At 71.9% G+C, this 19,222-nt stretch carries 19 protein-coding genes; 12 read left to right on the top strand and 7 right to left on the bottom strand.

The features are described 5' to 3' along the window. Positions 1-78: 78 nt before the first annotated feature. Positions 79-711 (bottom strand): helix-turn-helix domain-containing protein, encoded by a 633-nt coding sequence (locus ABZ930_RS14790; protein WP_361546988.1) that lies wholly within the window; start codon positions 709-711, stop codon positions 79-81. Positions 712-834: 123 nt separating this feature from the next. On the opposite strand from ABZ930_RS14790, the gene ABZ930_RS14785 reads away from it, so the two are divergent. The 8 genes from ABZ930_RS14785 to ABZ930_RS14750 all read left to right on the top strand — a co-directional run bounded on the left by ABZ930_RS14785 (position 835) and on the right by ABZ930_RS14750 (position 8,527). Continuing rightward, positions 835-1,632: an acetoacetate decarboxylase family protein gene (locus tag ABZ930_RS14785; RefSeq protein WP_361546985.1), complete on the top strand. Its 798-nt coding sequence runs from the start codon at positions 835-837 to the stop codon at positions 1,630-1,632. 1 nt (position 1,633) lies between these two features. Then, a complete protein-coding gene (locus tag ABZ930_RS14780; RefSeq protein WP_361546982.1) occupies positions 1,634-2,518 on the top strand; it encodes an SDR family NAD(P)-dependent oxidoreductase in 885 nt (294 codons plus the stop codon). Positions 2,519-2,552: 34 nt separating this feature from the next. Continuing rightward, a complete protein-coding gene (locus tag ABZ930_RS14775) occupies positions 2,553-3,839 on the top strand; it encodes an amidohydrolase family protein (RefSeq protein WP_361546979.1) in 1,287 nt (428 codons plus the stop codon). Further along, on the top strand, positions 3,836-5,071 hold the full coding sequence (locus ABZ930_RS14770) for an amidohydrolase family protein (RefSeq protein ID WP_361546976.1): 1,236 nt from the start codon (positions 3,836-3,838) through the stop codon (positions 5,069-5,071). The genes ABZ930_RS14775 and ABZ930_RS14770 overlap by 4 nt, the downstream gene beginning before the upstream one ends. Positions 5,072-5,096: 25 nt before the next feature. Continuing rightward, complete coding sequence (locus ABZ930_RS14765) at positions 5,097-5,819, top strand: VIT family protein (RefSeq protein WP_361546973.1); 723 nt, start codon at positions 5,097-5,099, stop codon at positions 5,817-5,819. Between the two features lie 73 nt (positions 5,820-5,892). After that, a complete protein-coding gene (locus ABZ930_RS14760; protein WP_361546970.1) occupies positions 5,893-6,789 on the top strand; it encodes a sterol desaturase family protein in 897 nt (298 codons plus the stop codon). Beyond that, on the top strand, positions 6,786-7,460 hold the full coding sequence (locus tag ABZ930_RS14755) for a lysoplasmalogenase (RefSeq protein WP_361546967.1): 675 nt from the start codon (positions 6,786-6,788) through the stop codon (positions 7,458-7,460). The genes ABZ930_RS14760 and ABZ930_RS14755 overlap by 4 nt, the downstream gene beginning before the upstream one ends. A 23-nt stretch (positions 7,461-7,483) precedes the next feature. Then, entirely contained in the window at positions 7,484-8,527 is a 1,044-nt protein-coding gene (locus ABZ930_RS14750) for a zinc-dependent alcohol dehydrogenase family protein (RefSeq protein ID WP_361546964.1), read from the top strand. Between the two features lie 18 nt (positions 8,528-8,545). Here ABZ930_RS14750 and ABZ930_RS14745 read toward each other — a convergent pair whose 3' ends face one another. The 4 genes from ABZ930_RS14745 to ABZ930_RS14730 all read right to left on the bottom strand — a co-directional run bounded on the left by ABZ930_RS14745 (position 8,546) and on the right by ABZ930_RS14730 (position 14,286). Continuing rightward, on the bottom strand, positions 8,546-9,553 hold the full coding sequence (locus ABZ930_RS14745; protein ID WP_361546961.1) for a CopD family protein: 1,008 nt from the start codon (positions 9,551-9,553) through the stop codon (positions 8,546-8,548). Positions 9,554-9,683: 130 nt separating this feature from the next. Further along, a complete protein-coding gene (locus ABZ930_RS14740; RefSeq protein ID WP_361546958.1) occupies positions 9,684-11,063 on the bottom strand; it encodes a CoA transferase in 1,380 nt (459 codons plus the stop codon). A 66-nt stretch (positions 11,064-11,129) separates the two neighbouring features. Beyond that, positions 11,130-12,686 (bottom strand): S8 family serine peptidase, encoded by a 1,557-nt coding sequence (locus tag ABZ930_RS14735; RefSeq protein ID WP_361546955.1) that lies wholly within the window; start codon positions 12,684-12,686, stop codon positions 11,130-11,132. A gap of 73 nt (positions 12,687-12,759) precedes the next feature. Further along, a complete protein-coding gene (locus ABZ930_RS14730; protein WP_361546952.1) occupies positions 12,760-14,286 on the bottom strand; it encodes a S8 family serine peptidase in 1,527 nt (508 codons plus the stop codon). Between the two features lie 396 nt (positions 14,287-14,682). Here ABZ930_RS14730 and ABZ930_RS14725 point away from each other — a divergent pair, with 396 nt between their 5' ends. The 3 genes from ABZ930_RS14725 to moaA all read left to right on the top strand — a co-directional run bounded on the left by ABZ930_RS14725 (position 14,683) and on the right by moaA (position 17,833). Beyond that, positions 14,683-15,051: a DUF485 domain-containing protein gene (locus ABZ930_RS14725; protein ID WP_361546949.1), complete on the top strand. Its 369-nt coding sequence runs from the start codon at positions 14,683-14,685 to the stop codon at positions 15,049-15,051. Continuing rightward, on the top strand, positions 15,048-16,676 hold the full coding sequence (locus tag ABZ930_RS14720; protein WP_361546946.1) for a cation acetate symporter: 1,629 nt from the start codon (positions 15,048-15,050) through the stop codon (positions 16,674-16,676). Before ABZ930_RS14725 ends, ABZ930_RS14720 begins: the two co-directional genes overlap by 4 nt. A 158-nt stretch (positions 16,677-16,834) precedes the next feature. Then, positions 16,835-17,833, top strand: a complete 999-nt coding sequence (gene moaA, locus ABZ930_RS14715) for a GTP 3',8-cyclase MoaA (RefSeq protein WP_361546943.1) — start codon at positions 16,835-16,837, stop codon at positions 17,831-17,833. Positions 17,834-17,863: 30 nt separating this feature from the next. Here moaA and ABZ930_RS14710 read toward each other — a convergent pair whose 3' ends face one another. After that, entirely contained in the window at positions 17,864-18,118 is a 255-nt protein-coding gene (locus ABZ930_RS14710) for a hypothetical protein (protein ID WP_361546940.1), read from the bottom strand. 245 nt (positions 18,119-18,363) lie between these two features. After that, positions 18,364-18,714 (bottom strand): DUF3099 domain-containing protein, encoded by a 351-nt coding sequence (locus ABZ930_RS14705; RefSeq protein ID WP_361546937.1) that lies wholly within the window; start codon positions 18,712-18,714, stop codon positions 18,364-18,366. Between the two features lie 229 nt (positions 18,715-18,943). Here ABZ930_RS14705 and ABZ930_RS14700 point away from each other — a divergent pair, with 229 nt between their 5' ends. Further along, the gene (locus ABZ930_RS14700; RefSeq protein WP_361546934.1) at positions 18,944-19,219 is read left to right on the top strand and encodes a GlsB/YeaQ/YmgE family stress response membrane protein; all 276 of its coding nucleotides are present in this window, start codon (positions 18,944-18,946) and stop codon (positions 19,217-19,219) included. Positions 19,220-19,222 lie beyond the last annotated feature (3 nt).

Genomic DNA, 19,222 nt, shown 5'->3' with positions numbered 1-19,222 from the left:
TACGGGCCCTCACTGACACTCCGGTCGCCGCCGTCCTCCCTCGCGCGCCTTCCGGACACCGGCCGGACCCACCCCGGCTCAAGTGGCCGGACCGAGCAAGGACTTCACCAGGGCGCGGACCGATGTGTCGAAGAGCCGCTCCGGGTCCACCGGGGCGGCGAGCGCGCGGGCGAGCGCCGGGTCGTCCTCGGCGGCTTCCGTCTTCCCCCCGGCCCACAGCTCCTCCTCGCCGGGCCGCTGCACCGGCGCGCGCTCCCTGTTGCGCTCCACCAGGACGTGCCCGACCACCTGGAAGAGCACCGCCCGCACGGCCTCGGCGGCGGCGCCCCCGCGCAGCCCCGCCGCGTGCGTCTCGTGCACCAGGGCCCGCTGCACCGGCAGGAACATGTGCTCGGTCAGGCCACGCTCGTGCACCATCGCCACCAGGTGGGGACGGTCGCGCAGCTGCCGGCGCAGGGTCCGGGCGATCGACACGACCCGCTCCTGCGGGGTGCTCCCGCGGGGCCGGATCGTGCCGAGGTCGGCGACGGTCCGCCGGACGAGGGCGTCGAGCAGCGACTCGCGGTTGCCGACGTGCCAGTAGATCGACGTGACGGCCGTGCCGAGCTCGGCGGCCAGCTTGCGCATGGACAGCGCCTCGGGACCGTGCTGCTTGACCAGGTCGGCCGCGACGGACAGCACCTCGTCCCGGGTGAGCGGTGTGCGTGCCATGGCCCCGGCCCCCTCAACTCCCGTCGGTGCACGTGTCTTTACCCTTCATCGCCGCCGGTGTAACTGTGTTACAGGCGCCGAGCGAACGACCCCCGACACGTCACGGACGAAGGGCGGTACGACATGGCACGCGTACGGTACGGAGCGCGCACGGAGGCGGAGATCGCCGCAGCGCGCACCGCGAGCAGCAAGCTCCCCGACATCTGGTCCACCGGCGTGGTCGCCGTGTGGGAGTCCGATCCGGACGCGGTGGCCGCGGTCCTGCCGCCGCCGCTCAAGCCCGCCGAGCGGCCCCTGGTGCGGGCCAACATCAGCAAGGTCGACCTGCCGGGCTATCCGCTGGGCGCGGGCTCGGTCGCCGTCGCCGCCGAGCACGGGGGAGTGCGGGGCTGGTATCCGCTCGTCATGCCGATGACGCACGAGCGGGCCCTCATCGGGGGCCGCGAGGTCTTCGGCGAACCCAAGAAGCTCGGCGAGGTCACCGTGGAGCGCGACGGCCTGGTGGTGCGGGCCGCGCTCGCCCGGCACGGCATCGCGTTCGTCGAGGTGCGCGGCGCGGTCAGCGGCACCCTGCCGGTGCCGGAGCCGTCGCAGAAGACGGACTTCTACTTCAAGTTCCTGCCCGCCGTGGACGGTTCGGGCTTCGACGCGGACCCGGTGCTCGTGCACTGCCTGCGCAACGAGAAGGTCAGGAAGCTGGAGCGGATCACCGGCGACGTCGTCCTGCGCGAGTCCATGTACGACCCCGTCGCCGACCTCCCGGTGCGCACCCTGGTCGAGATCACCATCGGCGAGAAGACCACCGACCAGAAGGGCAGGGTCGTCGAGCGGGTCAGCGCCCAGGCCCTGCTCCCGTACATCCACCAGCGCTACGACGACCCCCAGCAGATCCTCGACGGCCCGCCCGAGGGGAGCGTCTGACATGGAGCTGCGGGAGGGACAGGTCGCCGTCGTCACGGGCGCGGCGAGCGGCATCGGGCTCGCGATGGCACGACGGTTCGCGGCGGACGGCCTGAAGGTGGTCCTCGCCGACGTCGAGAAGGGCGCCCTGGAAGCGGCCGCCGACGAGCTGCGGGCGGACGGGGCGAGCGTGCACGCGCGCGTGGTCGACGTCGGGGAGCGCGAGCAGGTCGTCGCGCTCGCCGAGGACACGTACGCCACGTTCGGCGGCTGCCATGTGCTGTGCAACAACGCGGGCGTCGGCTCGGGCGCCGAGGGCCGCATGTGGGAGCACGAACCCAACGACTGGAAGTGGGCGTTCGACGTCAACGTGTGGGGTGTCTTCCACGGCATCCAGGCGTTCCTGCCCCGCATGATCGCGGGCGGCGAGCCGGGGCACGTGGTCAACACCTCCTCCGGCGACGGCGGCATCGCCCCGCTGCCGACGGCCTCGGTCTACGCGGTCACCAAGGCCGCCGTCGTGACGATGACCGAGTCGCTGTACGCGCATCTGAGGGCGGAGCACGCGCGCGTGGGCGCCTCCGTGCTCTTCCCCGGCCCCCACATGCTGCGCACCGGGCTGTGGGAGTCGCACCGCAACCGGCCCGACCGGTTCGCCAAGGAGCGCCCGCGGAAGACCCCGTACCGCAGCCTCGACCAGTGGGAGGCGGCGATGAAGGCGGCCGGCAAGGAGGTCGCGTTCACGCCCGTCGAGGAGGTGGCCGACCTCGTCGCGGAGGGCATCGCGGCGGACCGGTTCTGGCTGCTGCCCGAGAGCGAGCACAGCGACCGGCAGATCCGGGCGCGCTCGCGGTCGATGCTGGACCGGGCGAACCCGGCGTATCTGGAGAGCTTCATTCTCGACTGACTCCTGCGACGACTCCTCCTAGGAGGGACGCACGATGAGCCACCAGGACGACCCCTACCTGATCATCTCCTCCGACTGCCACGCCGGACTGCCCACCGAGGAGTACCGGCCCTATCTGGACTCCCGGTTCCACCGCGCCTTCGACGACTTCCTCGGCGAGCGGGACAAGCGCCGCGAGGAGGCGACGCGGCTGGGCATCCGCAACGACGCGTTCGCGGCGAAGTGGTTCCAGGACAACGAAGAGGGCCTGCGCGGCGGCTGGGACGCCGCGCAGCGACTCAAGGAGCTCGACGGCGACGGGGTGGCCGCCGAGGTCGTCTTCCCCGACGCCGACGCCGTGGACAGCCAGACGGCGGCCCCCTTCGGCGTCGGGCTCGGCCTCTCCGGCGACCAGGACCCCGAACTCGGCATGGCCGGCGCCCAGGCGCACAACCGCTGGCTCGCCGAGTTCGTCGGACAGAATCCCGAACGGCACTGCGGTGTCGCCCTGTTGCCCATCACGGCCGATCCGGACAAGGTCGTCGCCGAGGTGCACCGGGCCAAGGAGTCGGGGCTCGGCGCCCTGATGATCCCCTCCATGTGGGTCGACAAGGACCCGTACCACGCGCGCCGTTACGACCCCGTGTGGGCGGCGGCGGCCGAGTGCGGGATGCCGGTCGTGACGCACTCGGGCGCCGCGCCGCGCCACGAGTACGGCGACCACCTCGGCATCTATGTCAGCGAGGTGACCTGGTGGCCGGCCCGCCCGCTCTGGTTCCTGCTGTGGTCCGGCGTCTTCGAGCGGCACCCCGGCCTGAAGTTCGGCGTCGCCGAGTCGGGCTGCTGGTGGCTGCCCAACCTGCTCTGGTTCATGGACCGCCTCTACCTGGGCGCCCACGGCGGGAAGAAGCTGTCGCCGTTCGCCGAGCTGAAGCGCCCGCCGCACGAGTACCTGGACCGGCAGGTCTTCGTCTGCGCCACCAACACCAAGCGCCGCGAACTCGCCCAGCGCTACGAGATCGGCGTGGACAACATCCTGTGGGGCAGCGACTTCCCGCACCCCGAGGGAACGTGGCCCGACACGCGCGCGTGGCTGAAGAAGACCTTCCACGACATCCCGGTCGCCGAGACCCGGCGGATGCTGGGCCTGGCCGCCGCCGAGGTGTTCGGCTTCGACACGGACAAGCTCGCCCCGCTCGCCCGGCGCATCGGCCCGACCCCGGCCGACCTCGGCCAGGACGCCGACCAGAGCGCCGTCGAGGCGTCCTGGGCGCGCTCGCGCGACGTGGGCCGGCACTGGCTGACCGACCACGACTTCCCGACGATCGGGGCGACCCCATGACCACTCCCGCGGACCGGTACACGGTGATCTCGGCGGACTGCCACGCGGGCGCCGACCTCCTGGACTACCGGCCCTATCTGGAGTCCCGGCACCACGACGCGTTCGACGCCTGGGCCGCCACCTATGTGAACCCCTACGCGGACCTGCTCGCCGACACCGCCGACCGCAACTGGAACTCCGAGCGCCGTATCGAGGAGCTGGAGCGGGACGGCATCGTCGCCGAGGTCGTCTTCCCGAACACCATCCCGCCGTTCTTCCCGTCCGCGTCGCTCATGGCACCCGCGCCCACGCGCGAGGAGTTCGAGCGGCGCTGGGCGGGGCTGCGCGCCCACAACCGCTGGCTCGCGGACTTCTGCGCCGCCGCCCCCGGCCGCCGCGCGGGCGTCTTCCAGATCCTCCTCAACGACGTGGAGGAGGCCGTCAAGGAGATCCGCTGGGCGGCGGACGCGGGCCTGAAGGGCGGTCTGCTGCTGCCCGGCACCCCGCCGGGCTCCGGCCTCCCGGAGCTGTACTCGGCGACGTACGACCCGATCTGGCGGGTCTGCGCCGAACTGGGCGTGCCGGTCAACCACCACGCGGGCTCGGCCTCCCCGCCGCTCGGCGACGAACCCGCCGCCCGCGCGGTGTTCATGGTCGAGACGACCTGGTTCTCGCACCGCGCCCTGTGGCACCTCGTCTTCGGCGGCGCCTTCCGCAAGCACCCCGACCTGAAACTCGTCCTCACCGAGCAGGGCTCCGGCTGGATACCCGGCGTCCTCGACATGCTGGACTACTACCACGCGCGCCTCGTGCGGGCCGCGACGAAGGCGAACACCGCGGAGTCCAAGTTCGGCGCGGGGCTCGCCGATTCGATGGGCAAGGGCCCCTCCACGGTGTGGCGGGAGAACTGCTTCGTGGGCGCGAGTTTCATGCGCCCCCACGAAGTGCCGCTGCGCGACCGCATCGGCCTCGACAAGATCATGTGGGGCAGCGACTACCCGCACGACGAGGGCACCTACCCGTACACCCGCGAAGGGCTGCGCATCGCCTACGCGGGACTGCCGCGCGACGAGATCGCCGCCATGGTCGGCGGCAACACCGCCCGCGTCTACGGATTCGACCTCGGCCTCCTCGATCCGATCGCGGCCCGCGTGGGCCCCACCGTCGCCGAGATCGACGAACCCCTCAAGGAGCCCCCGGCGGACGCCACGAGCCCGGTCTTCGCGCCCGGAGCGTCGGTCCGGGTCTGGTGAGGGTGCGGGGTGCCATGCTCACCCCGTGACGGAACCAGACACGACGACAGGCCATGACGAGGCCCACGGCGGCGCGCTCGGCTCGCGGCTCAACTGGCTGCGCGCCGCCGTCCTCGGCGCCAACGACGGCGTGGTCTCCACCGCGGGCCTCGTCGTCGGCGTCGCCGGCGCCACCGACGACCGCTCCACCCTGCTCACGGCCGGACTCGCGGGGCTGCTCGCCGGATCGATGTCCATGGCGGCCGGCGAGTACGTCTCCGTCTCCACCCAGCGCGACTCCGAGAAGGCCGCGCTGGACATGGAGAAGCGCGAGCTGAAGGAACAGCCGGAGGCCGAACTCCAGGAACTGACCGACCTGTTGGCGGCGCGCGGACTCAGCCGTGACGTGGCCCGCGAGGCCGCCGAACAGCTCACCGAGCGCGACGCGCTGCGCGCCCACGCGAGCGTGGAGCTCGGCATCGACCCCGACGACCTCACCAACCCCTGGCACGCGGCCTGGGCCAGCTTCCTCGCGTTCACCGTGGGCGCCCTGCTTCCCCTGCTCGCCATCGTCCTCCCGCCCCCCGACCTGCGGCTGCCCGTCACGGTCGTCTCGGTCCTCGCCGCCCTCGCCCTCACCGGCTACAGCAGCGCGCGCACGGGCAACGCGGCGGTGGGACGGGCGATCGCGCGGAACGTGTGCGGGGGCGCGCTGGCCATGGCGGTGACGTACGCGGCGGGATCTTTGTTGGGAGCCGCCGGAGTCTGACCCTCTACCCCCGGTAATACTTGTCGGTAACAACATCTAGCCGGGGCTCGGTTCACGCCCGTACGGTGCACGCATGTCGACGCCCAACCTGCCCGATGTCGTGCTGTGGTCGATCCCCGCCTTCGTGCTGCTCACGATCGTGGAGATCGTGAGCGTGCGGCTCCATCCCGATGACGAGGGCGCCGCCGCCGGTTACGACACCAAGGACGCGACCACCAGCGTCACCATGGGGCTCGGCAGCCTCGTCTTCGACTTCCTGTGGAAGATCCCGATCGTCGCGATCTACACGGCGGTGTACGAACTCACGCCGCTGCGCGTGCCCGTGCTCTGGTGGACGATCCCGCTGATGCTGCTCGCGCAGGACTTCTTCTACTACTGGTCGCACCGGGGCCACCACGTCATCCGCATCCTGTGGGCGTGCCACGTGGTGCACCACTCCAGCCGCAAGTTCAACCTGACGACGGCGCTGCGCCAGCCCTGGACGAGCGTCACCTCGTGGCCCTTCTACCTGCCGCTCATCGCCTGCGGAGTGCATCCGGCGGCGCTCGCGTTCTGCTCGTCGGTCAACCTCGTCTACCAGTTCTGGATCCACACCGAACGCATCGACAAGATGTGGCGGCCCTTCGAGTTCGTCTTCAACACGCCCTCCCACCACCGCGTCCACCACGCCTCCCAGGGCGGCTACCTGGACCGCAACTTCGGCGGCATCCTCATCGTCTGGGACCGCCTCTTCGGCTCCTGGGTGGCGGAGGTCGAGCGGCCCGTCTTCGGCCTCACCAAGAACATCAGCACGCACAACCCGCTGCGCGTGGCCACCCACGAGTACGCCGCCATCGCCAGGGACCTCAGGGCGGCGACCGGTTGGCGCGAGCGGGCCGGGCGGCTGTTCCGCGGCCCCGGCTGGCAGCCCGCGCCGCAGCCGGCGCCGGAGCCCGCCCCCGCCCCGCAGGCCGTCGAGGGCGCCGCGTGACCCTGCCCCGGGCCCTGCGCACCGCCTTCCTCGCGGTGTGCGCCGCCGATCTCGTCGCGCTCCTCGCCGGGGCGCACACCGTCCACATCGTCCTCAAACCGCTGCTCATACCCGCCCTGCTCGCGTACGTCGTCGCGCGCGGCGGGCCCCGGCTGCTGTGCGGCGCGCTGCTGCTGGGGTGGGGCGGCGACGTCCTGCTGCTGTTCGACGACGACACCGCGTTCCTCGCGGGGATGGGCTGCTTCGCCGCCGGACACATCTGCTACCTGCTGCTCTTCAAGCGGGACGGAACGGCACGCGCGCGTGGTGGGCTGCTCGCGCTCGGCTACGGCGTCGTCCTGGCCGCCACGGTCGGCGCGCTCTGGCCCGACCTGCCCGCCGGTCTGCGCGGACCCGTCGCCGGATACAGCCTGCTGCTGACCGCGATGGCCTACGGCGCCTCGCGCCTCGGTCCGACCGCGGGCGTCGGCGGCGCCCTGTTCCTGCTGTCCGACTCGCTCATCGCCATGGGCCTCGCCGACTGGCCGACCCTGCCGCGCCCCGACTTCTGGATCATGCTCACCTACGTGGCCGCCCAGTTCCTGCTGGCCCAGGGAGTTCTCGATGCGCGCCCCGCGCCCCGTGCGGCGTACCGTGAAGAGAGCGCCGAAACCCGGCGCACCCCTCACTGACCTGCACAAAGGAACACCCCCCTATGCGCGCCACCACCATCCACGCCCCGTACGACATGCGGGTGGAGGACGTCCCCGAGCCCGTCGTCGTGCTCCCCACGGACGCCGTCGTGCGCGTCCTGCGCGCCTGCATCTGCGGCAGCGACCTGTGGGCCTACCGCGGCGAGGCCGCGCGGCAGCCGGGGCAGCGCATCGGACACGAGTTCCTCGGCATCGTCGAGGAGACCGGCGGCGAGGTGTCGGGCGTCCGCCGCGGGGACCTGGTGGTCGCGCCCTTCATGTGGTCCGACGGCGTGTGCGACTACTGCCGCGAGGGCCTGACCACCTCCTGCGAGCACGGCGGCTTCTGGGGCTCGGTCGGCTACGACGGCGGACAGGGCGAGGCCGTCCGCGTGCCCTACGCCGACGGCACCCTCGTTCAGCTGCCCGCCGAGGCCGCGTCCGACGACCACCTGCTGTCCGCCCTCCTGACGCTCTCCGACGTCATGGGCACCGGCCACCACGCCGCCCTCGGCGCGGGCGTCCGCAAGGGCGCCACGGTCGCCGTCGTCGGTGACGGCGCGGTCGGCCTGTGCGGCGTCCTCGCGGCCAAGCGGCTCGGCGCCGAGCGGATCATCGCGCTCGGCCGCCACCAGGTCCGCACCGACATCGCCCGCACCTTCGGCGCCACCGACGTCGTCGCCGAGCGCGGCGAAGCGGCCGTGGCGGCCGTCCGCGAGCTGACCGGGGGCCAGGGCGCGCACGCCGTGATCGAGGCCGTCGGCACCGAGCAGTCGATGCGGACGGCGGTGAACATCACCCGCGACGGCGGCGCCATCGGCTTCGTCGGCGTCCCGCACGGCAGCGGCACCGGCCTCGACCTGAGCGTCATGTTCAACCGGAACATCGCGCTGCGCGGCGGCGTCGCCCCCGTCCGCAGCTACATCCCCGACCTGCTGCCCGACGTCCTGGACGGCACGATCGACCCCTCGCCCGTCTTCGACATGACGGTCGACATGGAGGGCGTCCCGGGCGGCTACAAGGCGATGGACGAGCGCACCGCCCTGAAGGTGCTCGTCACCAACTGACGCCCGAAGGAACCGGGGTCAGCTCCAGCGGATCGGCAGCGGCAGCGCCGTCAGGACCGCCGACACCGCGACCACGACCCCCAGCACCACGACCTCCGCGCGCGCGGGGACGTACGCCCGCGTACGGTCCCGCGCGCGGGACAGCCGCAGCCGCGCCACCAGCGCCAGCACGGCGACCACCACCACGAGGAGCACCTTCGCGAGGAGCGTGCGCCCGTACGCCGTCGAGGTCAGCTGGTCGAGCACCGTGCTCACCGGCATCCGGCGCAGCGTGCTGCACACCCCGGTCGCCGTGATCGCGGCGAGCAGCACCGCGGCCACGCGCGCGTAGAGCCCCAGAAGCGCCGCGCCCGCCCCGGGAGCCGGGGTCCGCCACGCGTGCGTGGTGCGCAGTACGTACAGCAGGCCGCCCACCCAGAGAGCCGCGCTCGTGACGTGGACCAGGGTCAGACCCGCGCCGATGAGCGGGGTGTCCTCGGACGGCGGGTGGGCGCGCAGCGCCTCCGCGACCGCCACGGCGGCCAGCGGCAGCAGCGCCGTGCCGGGGCGCCGGGTCCGCGCGCACAGCGCCGCCACCAGGAACGCGTTCACCTCGACGAGGGCCAGCGTGCCGTCCCGTGTCCCGTACAGGCCGCCGATGTCGAGCGCCGCGAGACTGTCCGGGACCAGATTTCCGGAGGCCACCACGGAGGCGAGCCCCAGGGCCGCCGCGAACCCCGCCCACGGCGCGTACGGCGACCAGCGGCGCGGCTGCCGCGCGGCGGGCTCGACCCTGCGGGCGAGGAACCCGGCGAAGATCTCGCCGGCCTGGACGCACAGCGCGGCGAACAGCACGGTCCGCAGCAGCGCGATCCCGCCGGTGCCGGGCGCGGCGGCCTCACCCGTGCCGTCGAGGGCGGCCCGCGGCCCGAACATCGGGATCAGGGCCGCCGCGGCGACGAGCACGAGGACGGCGACGGCGCGCCCGGCGCCGGGTCTGCGGACGGGTACGTCCGCCGCAGCGGACAGTTCGGTGGTCGGCGGCATGGAACTCACCAAAGGATCTTGACCAGCAGTTCCGTGTGCGGGCAAGTCCAGGTCCGGCCGATGGACACGGTCATCCATGGCCGGGAAGACGCGCGGACGGCGGCTCCGGTTCGCCCGGACCGCCGGGGCGTCACGGTGTCGGCCACTCCGGCGCGTCGGTGCCCCAGCACCCGGGTGGCCGCCGCCAGTCGGCGGGCCCGCCCTCGAACGACACCGGGGGCAGCGCGTACCGCAGCCGCCCCAGCGGGCTGTCCGTCTCCGCGAGCCGGACGTCGGGATCCGGTGCCCCGCCGGGGGCCGCGGGCTCCGGCCGCACCCCGTGCACCAGCCAGTGCGCCGTCTGCGCGAGCGCGAGCCGGACCACCCGCGAACCGCCCTCCGCCGCCTGCTCGGTGACCGAGCGCAGCACGGCCGCCGCCAGCAGATACCCCGTGCCGTGGTCGAGCGCCTGCGCGGGCAGCGCCCCGGGCGAGTCCCCCTCCGCGCCGTCGCCCTCGATCCCCGCGATGCCCGTGGCGACCTGGACGAGGCTGTCGAAGCCGCGCCGCCCGCCCCACGGCCCGTACCCGCCCCAGGCCGAGAGGGACGCGACCACCAGGCCCGGACGTCGCTCCGCCAGCGCCTCGGGGGCGAGCCCGAACCGGTCGAGCGCGCCCGGCCGGTACCCCGTGACCACCACGTCCGCGCCGGACAGCAGCTCCTCGAAGACGCGCCGGTCCGCACCGGCGCCCAGGTCGAGCCGGGTCGAGCGCTTGCCGAAGCCGGTGTCGGCGTGCGCGTCCGGGTCCTCCGGCAACTGCGGCGCGTCCACCCGCAGCACGTCCGCGCCGAGCAGCGCCAGGGTGCGGGTGGCGACCGGGCCCGCGATGACCCGGGTCAGGTCCAGGACCCGCAGGGGCCGCCGCGGGTCCCGGGGCGGCGCGTCGTCGAGCCGTTCCCGTGTCAGGAGCTGGCGGGCGGCCACCTGGGCTCCCTGCGGGTGCGCGGCCCACCGGTCGGGGGTGCGCAGCGCGACGGCCAGGCCGCCGGCCGCGTACACGGTCTCCTCCACCTCGTACGCCGACCGCTCGGCGAGCAGCGCCGCCACGTCCGCCACGGACGCGTCCGCACCGGCCCCGAGCGCCGCGCGCAGCCGGGCCCGGTGGTGCGGGTAGTTCGCGTGGGTGCGCAGCCAGCCGTCCCGGGTGCGCCAGAAGCGCGACAGCGGGGCGAAGCTGACCGGGGCGCGCCCGTCGACGAGGAGATGCCGCTCGCTGGTGAAGGCCGTCGCCACCGCGCCGTCGTCGACCCGGACGGCGCCCACGTCCCGCCCCGCGCGCGTGGCGGCCAGTTCCGCGGCCGCGAGGGAGCACGCGCCGACGCAGGCCGCGGCCAGTTCGCGTACGGGGAGACGGGCGGGCAGCGCGCCCGCGCGCGTGAGGTGCGAGACGCGGGACAGCAGGGCGGGGTCTCCGCCGAGCGCGTCCCAGGCGGCGGCGGTGGCCGGGGAGGCGCCGGTTGCGTGGGTCATGCGGGCAGTGTGCCGCAGCGGTGGGGGGCGGGACCCGGCCGGGCCCCGCCCCCACCGTTCAGCGCCCTACTTGGTCACGGCGTCCAGCGCGTCCGCCGCACCGGCACCGTAGAAACTGTTCTTGTTCTTGCCGCCCACGCACACCGCGTCGACCGTGCCGTCGCCGTCGATGTCGTACGGGTCGGTGCACGCGGTCGCGTCGGCCTCCTTGTACAGCAGCGCCTTGACCTGCGCCGCCGAGGCCTTCGGGTGCGTCGACTTGATGAGCGCGGCGACGCCCGCGACGTGCGGCGACGCCATCGACGTACCGGCCATGTACTGCCACTTGCCGCCCGGCACCGTGGACAGGATCAGTCCGCTCGTCGCCGGGGGAGCGGGCGTCTGGTAGGCGGTGCTGTCGCCGCCGGGGGCCGCGATGTCGATGACGCCCTTGCCGTAGTTCGAGAACGAGGACTTGAGGCCCTTGGCGCCGGTCGCCGCGACGGTGACCACACCGGGCAGCTGCGACGGGATGTCGAAGCAGTCCTTGGTCCTGACGACCCGGTGCGTCGGCGTCGAGTCGTCCGGCGAGGAGTCGTCGACGATCTCGTCCTGGGCGAGGTCGGTGGCCGCGTTGCCGGCCGCCGCGACGTTCACCGCGCCCTTGCGCTCGGCGTACTGCGAGGCCCGGGTGACGGCCGTGACGAGCGCCTTCTGGTCGGCGTCCGTCGTGCAGTTGAACAGCCAGGGGTCGGTGTAGTAGCTGGAGTTGGTGACGTCCACCCCGTGGTCGGCCGCCCACACGAAGCCGCAGACCACGGCCTCCGTGTAGTACATGCCGGTGGCGGGCTCCGCCACCTTCAGGCTCGCGACCTTCACGCCCGGCGCGACCCCGGTGACGCCGACGCCGTTCTTGGCGGCGGCTATCTCACCGGCGACGTGCGTCCCGTGCCCGGACTCGCCCTCCACCGGCCGCCACGCGCTGTCCTTCTGCACGGGCACCCCGCCCAGGCAGCTGGCCGACGCCTTCTTGTCGAAGTTGGGGGCCAGGTCCGGGTGGGTGTCGTCGACGCCGGAGTCGAGCACGCCGACCGTCACCTTCGGGCTGCCGAGGGACACCTTGTGGGCCTTGTCCGCCTTCATCGCGGGCAGGTCCCACTGCAACGGCTCCAGCGGGTCCTGGTCCGCCGTGGCCGAGGCGGCCGCCTTCTTCGCCTCCGCCGCGGTCAGCACCTGCCGGGTGGCGAGGTCGTCGCTGGACTGCGCGGCCAGCGGCGCGGTGCGCGTGGCCCCGGCCGACTCGACCCCGCGCACGGTGCGCATCGTCTTCGCGAAGTCCGGGTTCTTGGAGTGGGCGACGATGACACCGATCTTGTCGTACGCGATGACGACGGTGCCGCCGGCCTTGCCGATGGCCTTCTCCGCCGCCGAACCGCCCTTGCCGGGGCGGACGTTGACGACGTAGCTGAGGTCGGGCCCGTCGGTGGCGACCGGTGCGCTCGCCGGGGTGTTGCCCTCCGTGTCGGCCGCCGACGCGGTCGCGTTCGGCAGAAAGGCCAGCGCGGTGACCGCCGCGATGCCGAGCGGCAGGGCCAAGGGGCGGCGGGCGCCGCGCGGACGCGGGCGGGAGTGGGGCGGCGTCATGAAGTCTCCGTTCGGACTGATGTCGGGCCGAGGACGTACGTCATGGTGGGGATCGACGGCGCGGGACGCGGCACTACTTGACGGCGTCGAGCGCATTGACGATGCCGTGGCCGTAGAAGCTGTTGTTCCGCGCGCTGCCGGTGCAGGTCGCCTTGTACGTGCCGGTGCCGTCGGGGTCGTACGAGGCCGGGCACGCCTGCGGGTCCGCCTGCGCCTTGAGCAGCGCCTGCAACTGGGCCGGAGTCGCCCTCGGGTGGCTGGACTTCAGCAGCGCGGCGACGCCGGCGGCGTGCGGGGACGCCATCGAGGTGCCCTGGAGATAGCCGTACGTGTTGCCCGGCAGCGTCGACAGGATGCGGCCGTTGGCGTCCGGGGTGCCCGGGATCTGGAGCTTGTCGCCGCCCGGCGCCGCGACGTCGATGACGCCCCTGCCGTAGCTGGAGTAGTACGACTTGGCCTTGTTCACGCCCGTGGCGCTGACCGTGACGACACCCGGCAACTGGGTCGGCACGTCGAAGCACTTGTGCGGGTCGATGGTGCGGGTGACCGGCGTCGAGTCGTCGGGACTGGAGTCGTCGACGATCGCGTCCGAGTCGAGGTCGTGCGACGAGTTGCCCGCCGAGGCCAGGTTCAGGGTGCCCTTGTGGGTGGCGTAGAGCTGCGCCCGGTTCACCGCGTCCACGATGGCCCGCTGGTCGGGGTCGTCGAGGCAGTTGTACAGCCACGGGTCCACGTAGTAGCTGCTGTTGGTGACCTCGACGCCATGGTCGGCGGCGAAGACGAAGGCGCAGACGACGCTCTCCGGGTAGAACAGCTCGGTCTGCGGATCGGCCACCCGGATGCCCGCCACCTTCACGCCGGGCGCGACGCCCGCGACGCCGACTCCGTTGCGGGCGGCTGCGATCTCACCCGCGACATGCGTGCCGTGGTAGTGGTCCGGGGTCGCGGGCCGCCAGGCGCCGTACGAGGTGTCCGCCTTGCCGCCGACGCAACTGGCCGACTGGGAGGCGGAGAAGTTCGCGGTGAGATCCGGGTGGGTGTCGTCGACGCCGGTGTCGATCACCCCGACCGTGACGTTTCTGCTGCCCGGGTCGATCTTCGCCGCCTTGTCGGCGCCGATCGCCCTGAGGTCCCACTGGTTGGCCTCCAGCGGCTCCTCGCCCGAAGTCGCCTTCGCGGAGGCGGCCTTGACCTCGGCCGCCGTCAGCTTCTGGACACGCCCCTCGTCGGTGGTGCCGGCCGCGCTGAGCGGCGTGGTGCGGGTGGCGCCCGCCGAGGCCACGCCCTTGGTGGCGCGGACCTGCTTGCCGAAGTCCGGGTTGGCCGAGTGGACCACGAAGACGCCGATCCTGGCGTACGTCTCCACGACGGAACCACCGGACGCGGATATCGCCTTGCGGACGGAAGCGATCGTGCGCGCGTCCGTGCTCCGTGTGTTGACGACGTACGCGAGCGAGGTGTCGGAGGCCGAACCGGCGTTCACCACGGGGGAGTCGGCCGGCGCGGCGGACGCGGCCGGCAGGAAGCCGAAGGACGCCGTGAGCGCGAGGCCGATCGGCAGCGCGAGGGCCATACGTCGTCTGGCACGAAGATGAGCCATGGGATCTCCACATCATCCGTCGTTCAAGGGCGAATGGGGGCATATCTGGGGGCATATGCGGAAAGCCCGAACACATGTGGTGCTCGGGCAGGTACATGACGCGTGGTGCGGTGCGAACGTATCTCTAGTCGCCGCAGGTCATCAACGAGTTCCGAAAGAAATCAAGGGAGTTGAACCGCTCCGTACGCGCCGCCGTGCCGTTGTGCAGGGGGCAAGGAGCACGATCCACCCCCCTGTCGGATCACGTCGGCTCGCTCTACCATCGCGACCCGGCCCACGTGATCCACGTCACCATGAGGTCCGAGAACACGTATGCCCGCACAGCCAGAGTCGCCCGCGACTCGAGCAACTCCCCTTGATCAGTCCCCGAAAGTACCCGCACCACGAGGAGACTCCGTGGCCACCGACGCACCACCACCGCAGAAGGGCAGTCCGGACGAGCCCCGCGCGCTGCCCTCCACCGAGGAGTTCACCGAGGTGCAGCAGAGCGCGGAGTTCGGCGAACTGCGCCACGCGCACCGCTCGTTCGCCTTCCCGCTCACCATCGCGTTCATCGCCTGGTATCTCGTGTACGTCCTGCTCTCCAGCTACGCGGGCGACTTCATGGGCACCAAGGTCGTCGGCAACATCAACGTCGCCCTCGTCCTCGGTCTCGCCCAGTTCCTCACCACGTTCCTCATCGCCTGGTGGTACTCGCGGCACGCCGCGACGAAGCTCGACCCCAAGGCCGAGGCCATCAAGTCCCGTATGGAGGGCGGCGCATGAGCCCCGTCACGTCACAGATCACCCTGGCCGCCGCCGAGGCGAGCGACCACCGTCCGCTGATCATCACCCTGTTCTCGGTCTTCGTCGTGGCCACCTTGGTCATCACCGTATGGGCGGGCCGCCAGACCAAGAGCGCGTCCGACTTCTACGCGGGCGGACGGCAGTTCACCGCCTTCCAGAACGGCCTCGCGGTCTCCGGCGACTACATGTCCGCCGCGTCGTTCCTCGGTATCGCGGGCGCCATCGCCCTCTTCGGCTACGACGGCTTCCTGTACTCGATCGGCTTCCTGGTCGCCTGGCTCGTCGCCCTGCTCCTGGTCGCCGAACCGCTGCGCAACTCCGGCCGCTACACGATGGGCGACGTGCTCGCCTACCGGATGCGCCAGCGCCCGGTGCGCACCGCCGCCGGCACCTCCACCATCGTCGTCTCGATCTTCTATCTGCTCGCGCAGATGGCGGGCGCGGGCGTCCTGGTCTCGCTGCTGCTCGGCATCACCTCGGACGAGGGCAAGATCGGCATCGTCGCTCTCGTCGGCGTCCTGATGATCGTGTACGTCACCATCGGCGGCATGAAGGGCACCACCTGGGTGCAGATGGTCAAGGCGGTGCTGCTCATCGCCGGCGCCGTCCTGCTGACCTTCCTGGTCATGCTGAAGTTCAACTTCAACATCTCGGACCTGCTCGGCACCGCCGCCGAGAACAGCGGCAAGGGCACGCCGTTCCTGGAGCCGGGTCTCAAGTACGGCGTCACGGCCACCTCGACGATCGACTTCATCTCGCTGGGCATCGCGCTCGTCCTCGGCACCGCCGGCCTGCCGCACATCCTGATCCGCTTCTACACGGTGCCGACCGCCAAGGCCGCCCGTAAGTCGGTCAACTGGGCCATCGGCATCATCGGCGTCTTCTACCTGATGACCCTCGCCCTCGGCTTCGGCGCCGCCGCGCTCATCAAGCCGGAAGAGATCATCGCCTCGAACAAGGCGGGCAACACCGCGGCACCCCTGCTCGCCCTCCATCTGGGCGGCGTCGACTCCAGCTGGGGCGCGATCCTGCTGGCGTCCATCTCGGCCGTCGCCTTCGCCACGATCCTCGCGGTCGTCGCGGGCCTGACGCTGGCCTCGTCGTCGTCCTTCGCGCACGACATCTACGCCAACGTGATCAAGAAGGGCCAGGCGACCGAGAAGCAGGAGATGCGGGCCGCCCGCTGGGCCACGGTCTTCATCGGCATCGTCTCGATCGCCCTCGGCGCGCTCTCCCGCGACCTGAACGTGGCGGGCCTGGTCGCCCTGGCCTTCGCCGTCGCCGCCTCCGCGAACCTGCCGACGATCCTCTACAGCCTCTTCTGGAAGCGCTTCAACACCAACGGCGCGCTGTGGTCGATCTACGGCGGCCTGTTCACCGCCGTCTTCCTGGTGCTCTTCTCGCCGGTCGTCTCCGGCAAGGAGACGTCGATGTTCAAGAACGCCGACTTCGACTGGTTCCCGCTGGAGAACCCGGGCCTCATCTCGATCCCCGTCGGATTCCTGCTCGGCATCATCGGCACCTACCTGGCCAAGGACAAGGCCGACGCGGGCAAGTACGCGGAGCTGGAGGTGCGCTCCCTCACGGGCACCGGCGCCCACTGACCCCGCTTCGTACCGTGCCCCCGTCGCAGTCGGCTGGTAGCTCTCTACGACGGGGGCGCGGCACGCTCGTGGGATCACCGGAGGGTCGGTGTCGGACCCGTCACGTAGGCTCGGTCAGTGTCAGGCCTTACACGCACGACAAGAGGGAGGGGGCCCACGTGCTCATCGACACCTACGGCCGGGTGGCCACCGACCTGCGGGTCTCGCTGACCGACCGCTGCAATCTCCGGTGCACGTACTGCATGCCCGAAGAGGGACTGCAGTGGCTCGGCAAGTCGGATCTGCTGACCGACGACGAGATCGTCCGTCTCATCCGCATCGCCGTCACGCACCTGGGCATCACCGAGGTCCGCTTCACCGGCGGCGAGCCCTTGCTGCGGCCCGGCCTGGTCGGCATCGTCGAGCGGGTCGCCGCCCTGGAGCCCCGCCCCCAGATGTCCCTGACGACGAATGGCATCGGGCTGAAGCGCACCGCCGCCGCACTCAAGCAGGCGGGCCTGGACCGGGTGAACGTGTCGCTGGACACGCTGCGCCCCGACGTCTTCAAGACGCTGACCCGCCGCGACCGCCACAAGGACGTCATCGACGGCCTCGCCGCGGCCCACGAGGCGGGCCTGACCCCGGTGAAGATCAACTCGGTCCTGATGCCGGGGCTGAACGAGGAAGAGGCCCCCGACCTCCTCGCCTGGGCCGTCGAGCACGACTACGAGCTGCGCTTCATCGAGCAGATGCCCCTGGACGCCCAGCACGGCTGGAAGCGCGAGGGCATGGTCACCGCCGGTGACATCCTGGCCTCCCTGCGCACCCGCTTCGAGCTGACCCCCGAGGAGTCCGGGGAGCGCGGCTCCGCCCCGGCCGAGCGCTGGACCGTCGACGGAGGACCGCACCGCGTCGGCGTCATCGCCTCGGTGACCCGCCCGTTCTGCGCGGCCTGCGACCGCACCCGCCTCACCGCCGACGGCCAGGTCCGCACCTGCCTGTTCGCCCGGGAGGAGACGGATCTGCGCGCGGCCCTGCGCGCGGACGGTCCGGAGGGCGACGACGAGGCCATCGCCCGCATCTGGAAGCTCGCGATGTGGGGCAAGAAGGCGGGCTCGGGCCTCGACGACCCGACGTTCCTGCAGCCCGACCGCCCGATGTCGGCGATCGGCGGCTGACCGGCGGAGCACCGCCTGCTGACCGGTGGGTCAGTCCTGCCGCTCGGCGGACTCCCACTCGGCCAGCGTCACGACGTCCTTCAGGAACCCTCGTACGCCGAGGAACTGGGAGAGATGCTCGCGGTGCTCGTCACACGCGAGCCAGGTCTTGCGGCGCTCCGGCGTGTGCAGCTTCGGGTTGTTCCACGCCAGCACCCACACCGCGTCGGCACGGCAGCCCTTGGCCGAGCACTGCGGGGTCGTGGGGGACGACGGGGTCGGTCCGGACAGGTTCGCGAGATTCACGCCTCAACCTTAAACGGCCCGGAAAACCCGTCGGAAAGGCCCGGGAAAAGGCGACGCCGAGCAGCCACGGGGGGAGCTGCCCGGCGTCGGTCCGTCGCTCCGACGGGGGATGCGGAGCGCGTACGCAGTATGTCACGCGCGACCCCGTACCCGGCACCGGAACCACATGATTGATCTGAGCTTTTCTTGAGCTTTATCGACCAGTCGTACCGCGGGCCGATGACGTCGGTGGACGCCGCCGAGGGCTACGCCCGGTCTTCCGGGACGGATTCCGCGGGACCCGCCGCGGGCGTCGGAGCGATCATCGGACGCGAGGGGGCCGGCACGAAGGTCGACGGCAGGTTCGGCGCGTTCTCCCGGCCGGCGTTGGCGATGACCACGGCCACGTAGGGAAGGAAGGCGCCCAGCACCAGGGTCACGATGGCGACGGGCCGCTCGATGTCCCACAGCACCGCCGTGGCGATCACCGCGAGTGTGCGGATCGCCATCGAGATGACGTACCGGCGCTGCCGCCCCCGCACGTCCTCGGCAAGCCCCTGCCGGGCTCCGGTGATCCGGAAAACCTGTGCTCCGCCGTTGTCACTGTGCTTCCGCATCGCATTCCACCACCCGCCAGCTCGCCGGACTCTCCCCGGACCGGACCGCAACCACGTTACGCCGGGGCTGCGTCGGCTACGAGACCGGGGCAGCCCTGACCTGGGCGTGCACCCTGCGCCGTACCACGTATGGGGTGCCCCGACATGCGCCGTACGGAGTACGGCCGGAGACTGATCGCACGTGAGTGGCGCAGGCCGCGCACTCCGCGCCGCTTGAGGAGGCGATGTCATGAGTTGGTTGTGGGCGATCATCGTGGGTCTGGTGCTGGGCCTGATCGCGAAGGCGATTCTGCCGGGCAAGCAGCAGATCCCGCTGTGGCTGACGACGGTCTTCGGCATCATCGGCAGCGTGCTCGGCAACTGGGCGGCCACGGGCCTCGGCGTCAACGACACCAAGGGCATCGACTGGATCCGCCATCTGCTCCAGCTGATCGGCGCCGTCGTGGTCGTCGCGGTGGGCGACATGGCGTGGACGGCACTGAGGGGCAACAAGAAGCGGGCCTAGAGC

This window comes from Streptomyces sp. NPDC046716 (genome assembly GCF_040645755.1).
Taxonomy (GTDB): Bacteria; Actinomycetota; Actinomycetes; order Streptomycetales; family Streptomycetaceae; genus Streptomyces.
This window is presented reverse-complemented; position numbering and strand designations above follow the sequence as displayed.

What these genes read in the sequence shown, in the direction of transcription:
- ABZ930_RS14775 (WP_361546979.1), top strand. Translation starts at nt 2,553, where the DNA reads ATGAGCCACCAGGACGACCCCTACCTGATCATCTCCTCCGACTGCCAC.
- ABZ930_RS14745 (WP_361546961.1), bottom strand. Translation starts at nt 9,553, where the DNA reads ATGCCGCCGACCACCGAACTGTCCGCTGCGGCGGACGTACCCGTCCGC.
- ABZ930_RS14780 (WP_361546982.1), top strand. Translation starts at nt 1,634, where the DNA reads ATGGAGCTGCGGGAGGGACAGGTCGCCGTCGTCACGGGCGCGGCGAGC.
- ABZ930_RS14750 (WP_361546964.1), top strand. Translation starts at nt 7,484, where the DNA reads ATGCGCGCCACCACCATCCACGCCCCGTACGACATGCGGGTGGAGGAC.
- ABZ930_RS14790 (WP_361546988.1), bottom strand. Translation starts at nt 711, where the DNA reads ATGGCACGCACACCGCTCACCCGGGACGAGGTGCTGTCCGTCGCGGCC.
- ABZ930_RS14730 (WP_361546952.1), bottom strand. Translation starts at nt 14,286, where the DNA reads ATGGCTCATCTTCGTGCCAGACGACGTATGGCCCTCGCGCTGCCGATC.
- ABZ930_RS14720 (WP_361546946.1), top strand. Translation starts at nt 15,048, where the DNA reads ATGAGCCCCGTCACGTCACAGATCACCCTGGCCGCCGCCGAGGCGAGC.
- ABZ930_RS14760 (WP_361546970.1), top strand. Translation starts at nt 5,893, where the DNA reads ATGTCGACGCCCAACCTGCCCGATGTCGTGCTGTGGTCGATCCCCGCC.
- ABZ930_RS14735 (WP_361546955.1), bottom strand. Translation starts at nt 12,686, where the DNA reads ATGACGCCGCCCCACTCCCGCCCGCGTCCGCGCGGCGCCCGCCGCCCC.
- ABZ930_RS14700 (WP_361546934.1), top strand. Translation starts at nt 18,944, where the DNA reads ATGAGTTGGTTGTGGGCGATCATCGTGGGTCTGGTGCTGGGCCTGATC.
- ABZ930_RS14785 (WP_361546985.1), top strand. Translation starts at nt 835, where the DNA reads ATGGCACGCGTACGGTACGGAGCGCGCACGGAGGCGGAGATCGCCGCA.
- ABZ930_RS14770 (WP_361546976.1), top strand. Translation starts at nt 3,836, where the DNA reads ATGACCACTCCCGCGGACCGGTACACGGTGATCTCGGCGGACTGCCAC.
- ABZ930_RS14740 (WP_361546958.1), bottom strand. Translation starts at nt 11,063, where the DNA reads ATGACCCACGCAACCGGCGCCTCCCCGGCCACCGCCGCCGCCTGGGAC.
- ABZ930_RS14705 (WP_361546937.1), bottom strand. Translation starts at nt 18,714, where the DNA reads ATGCGGAAGCACAGTGACAACGGCGGAGCACAGGTTTTCCGGATCACC.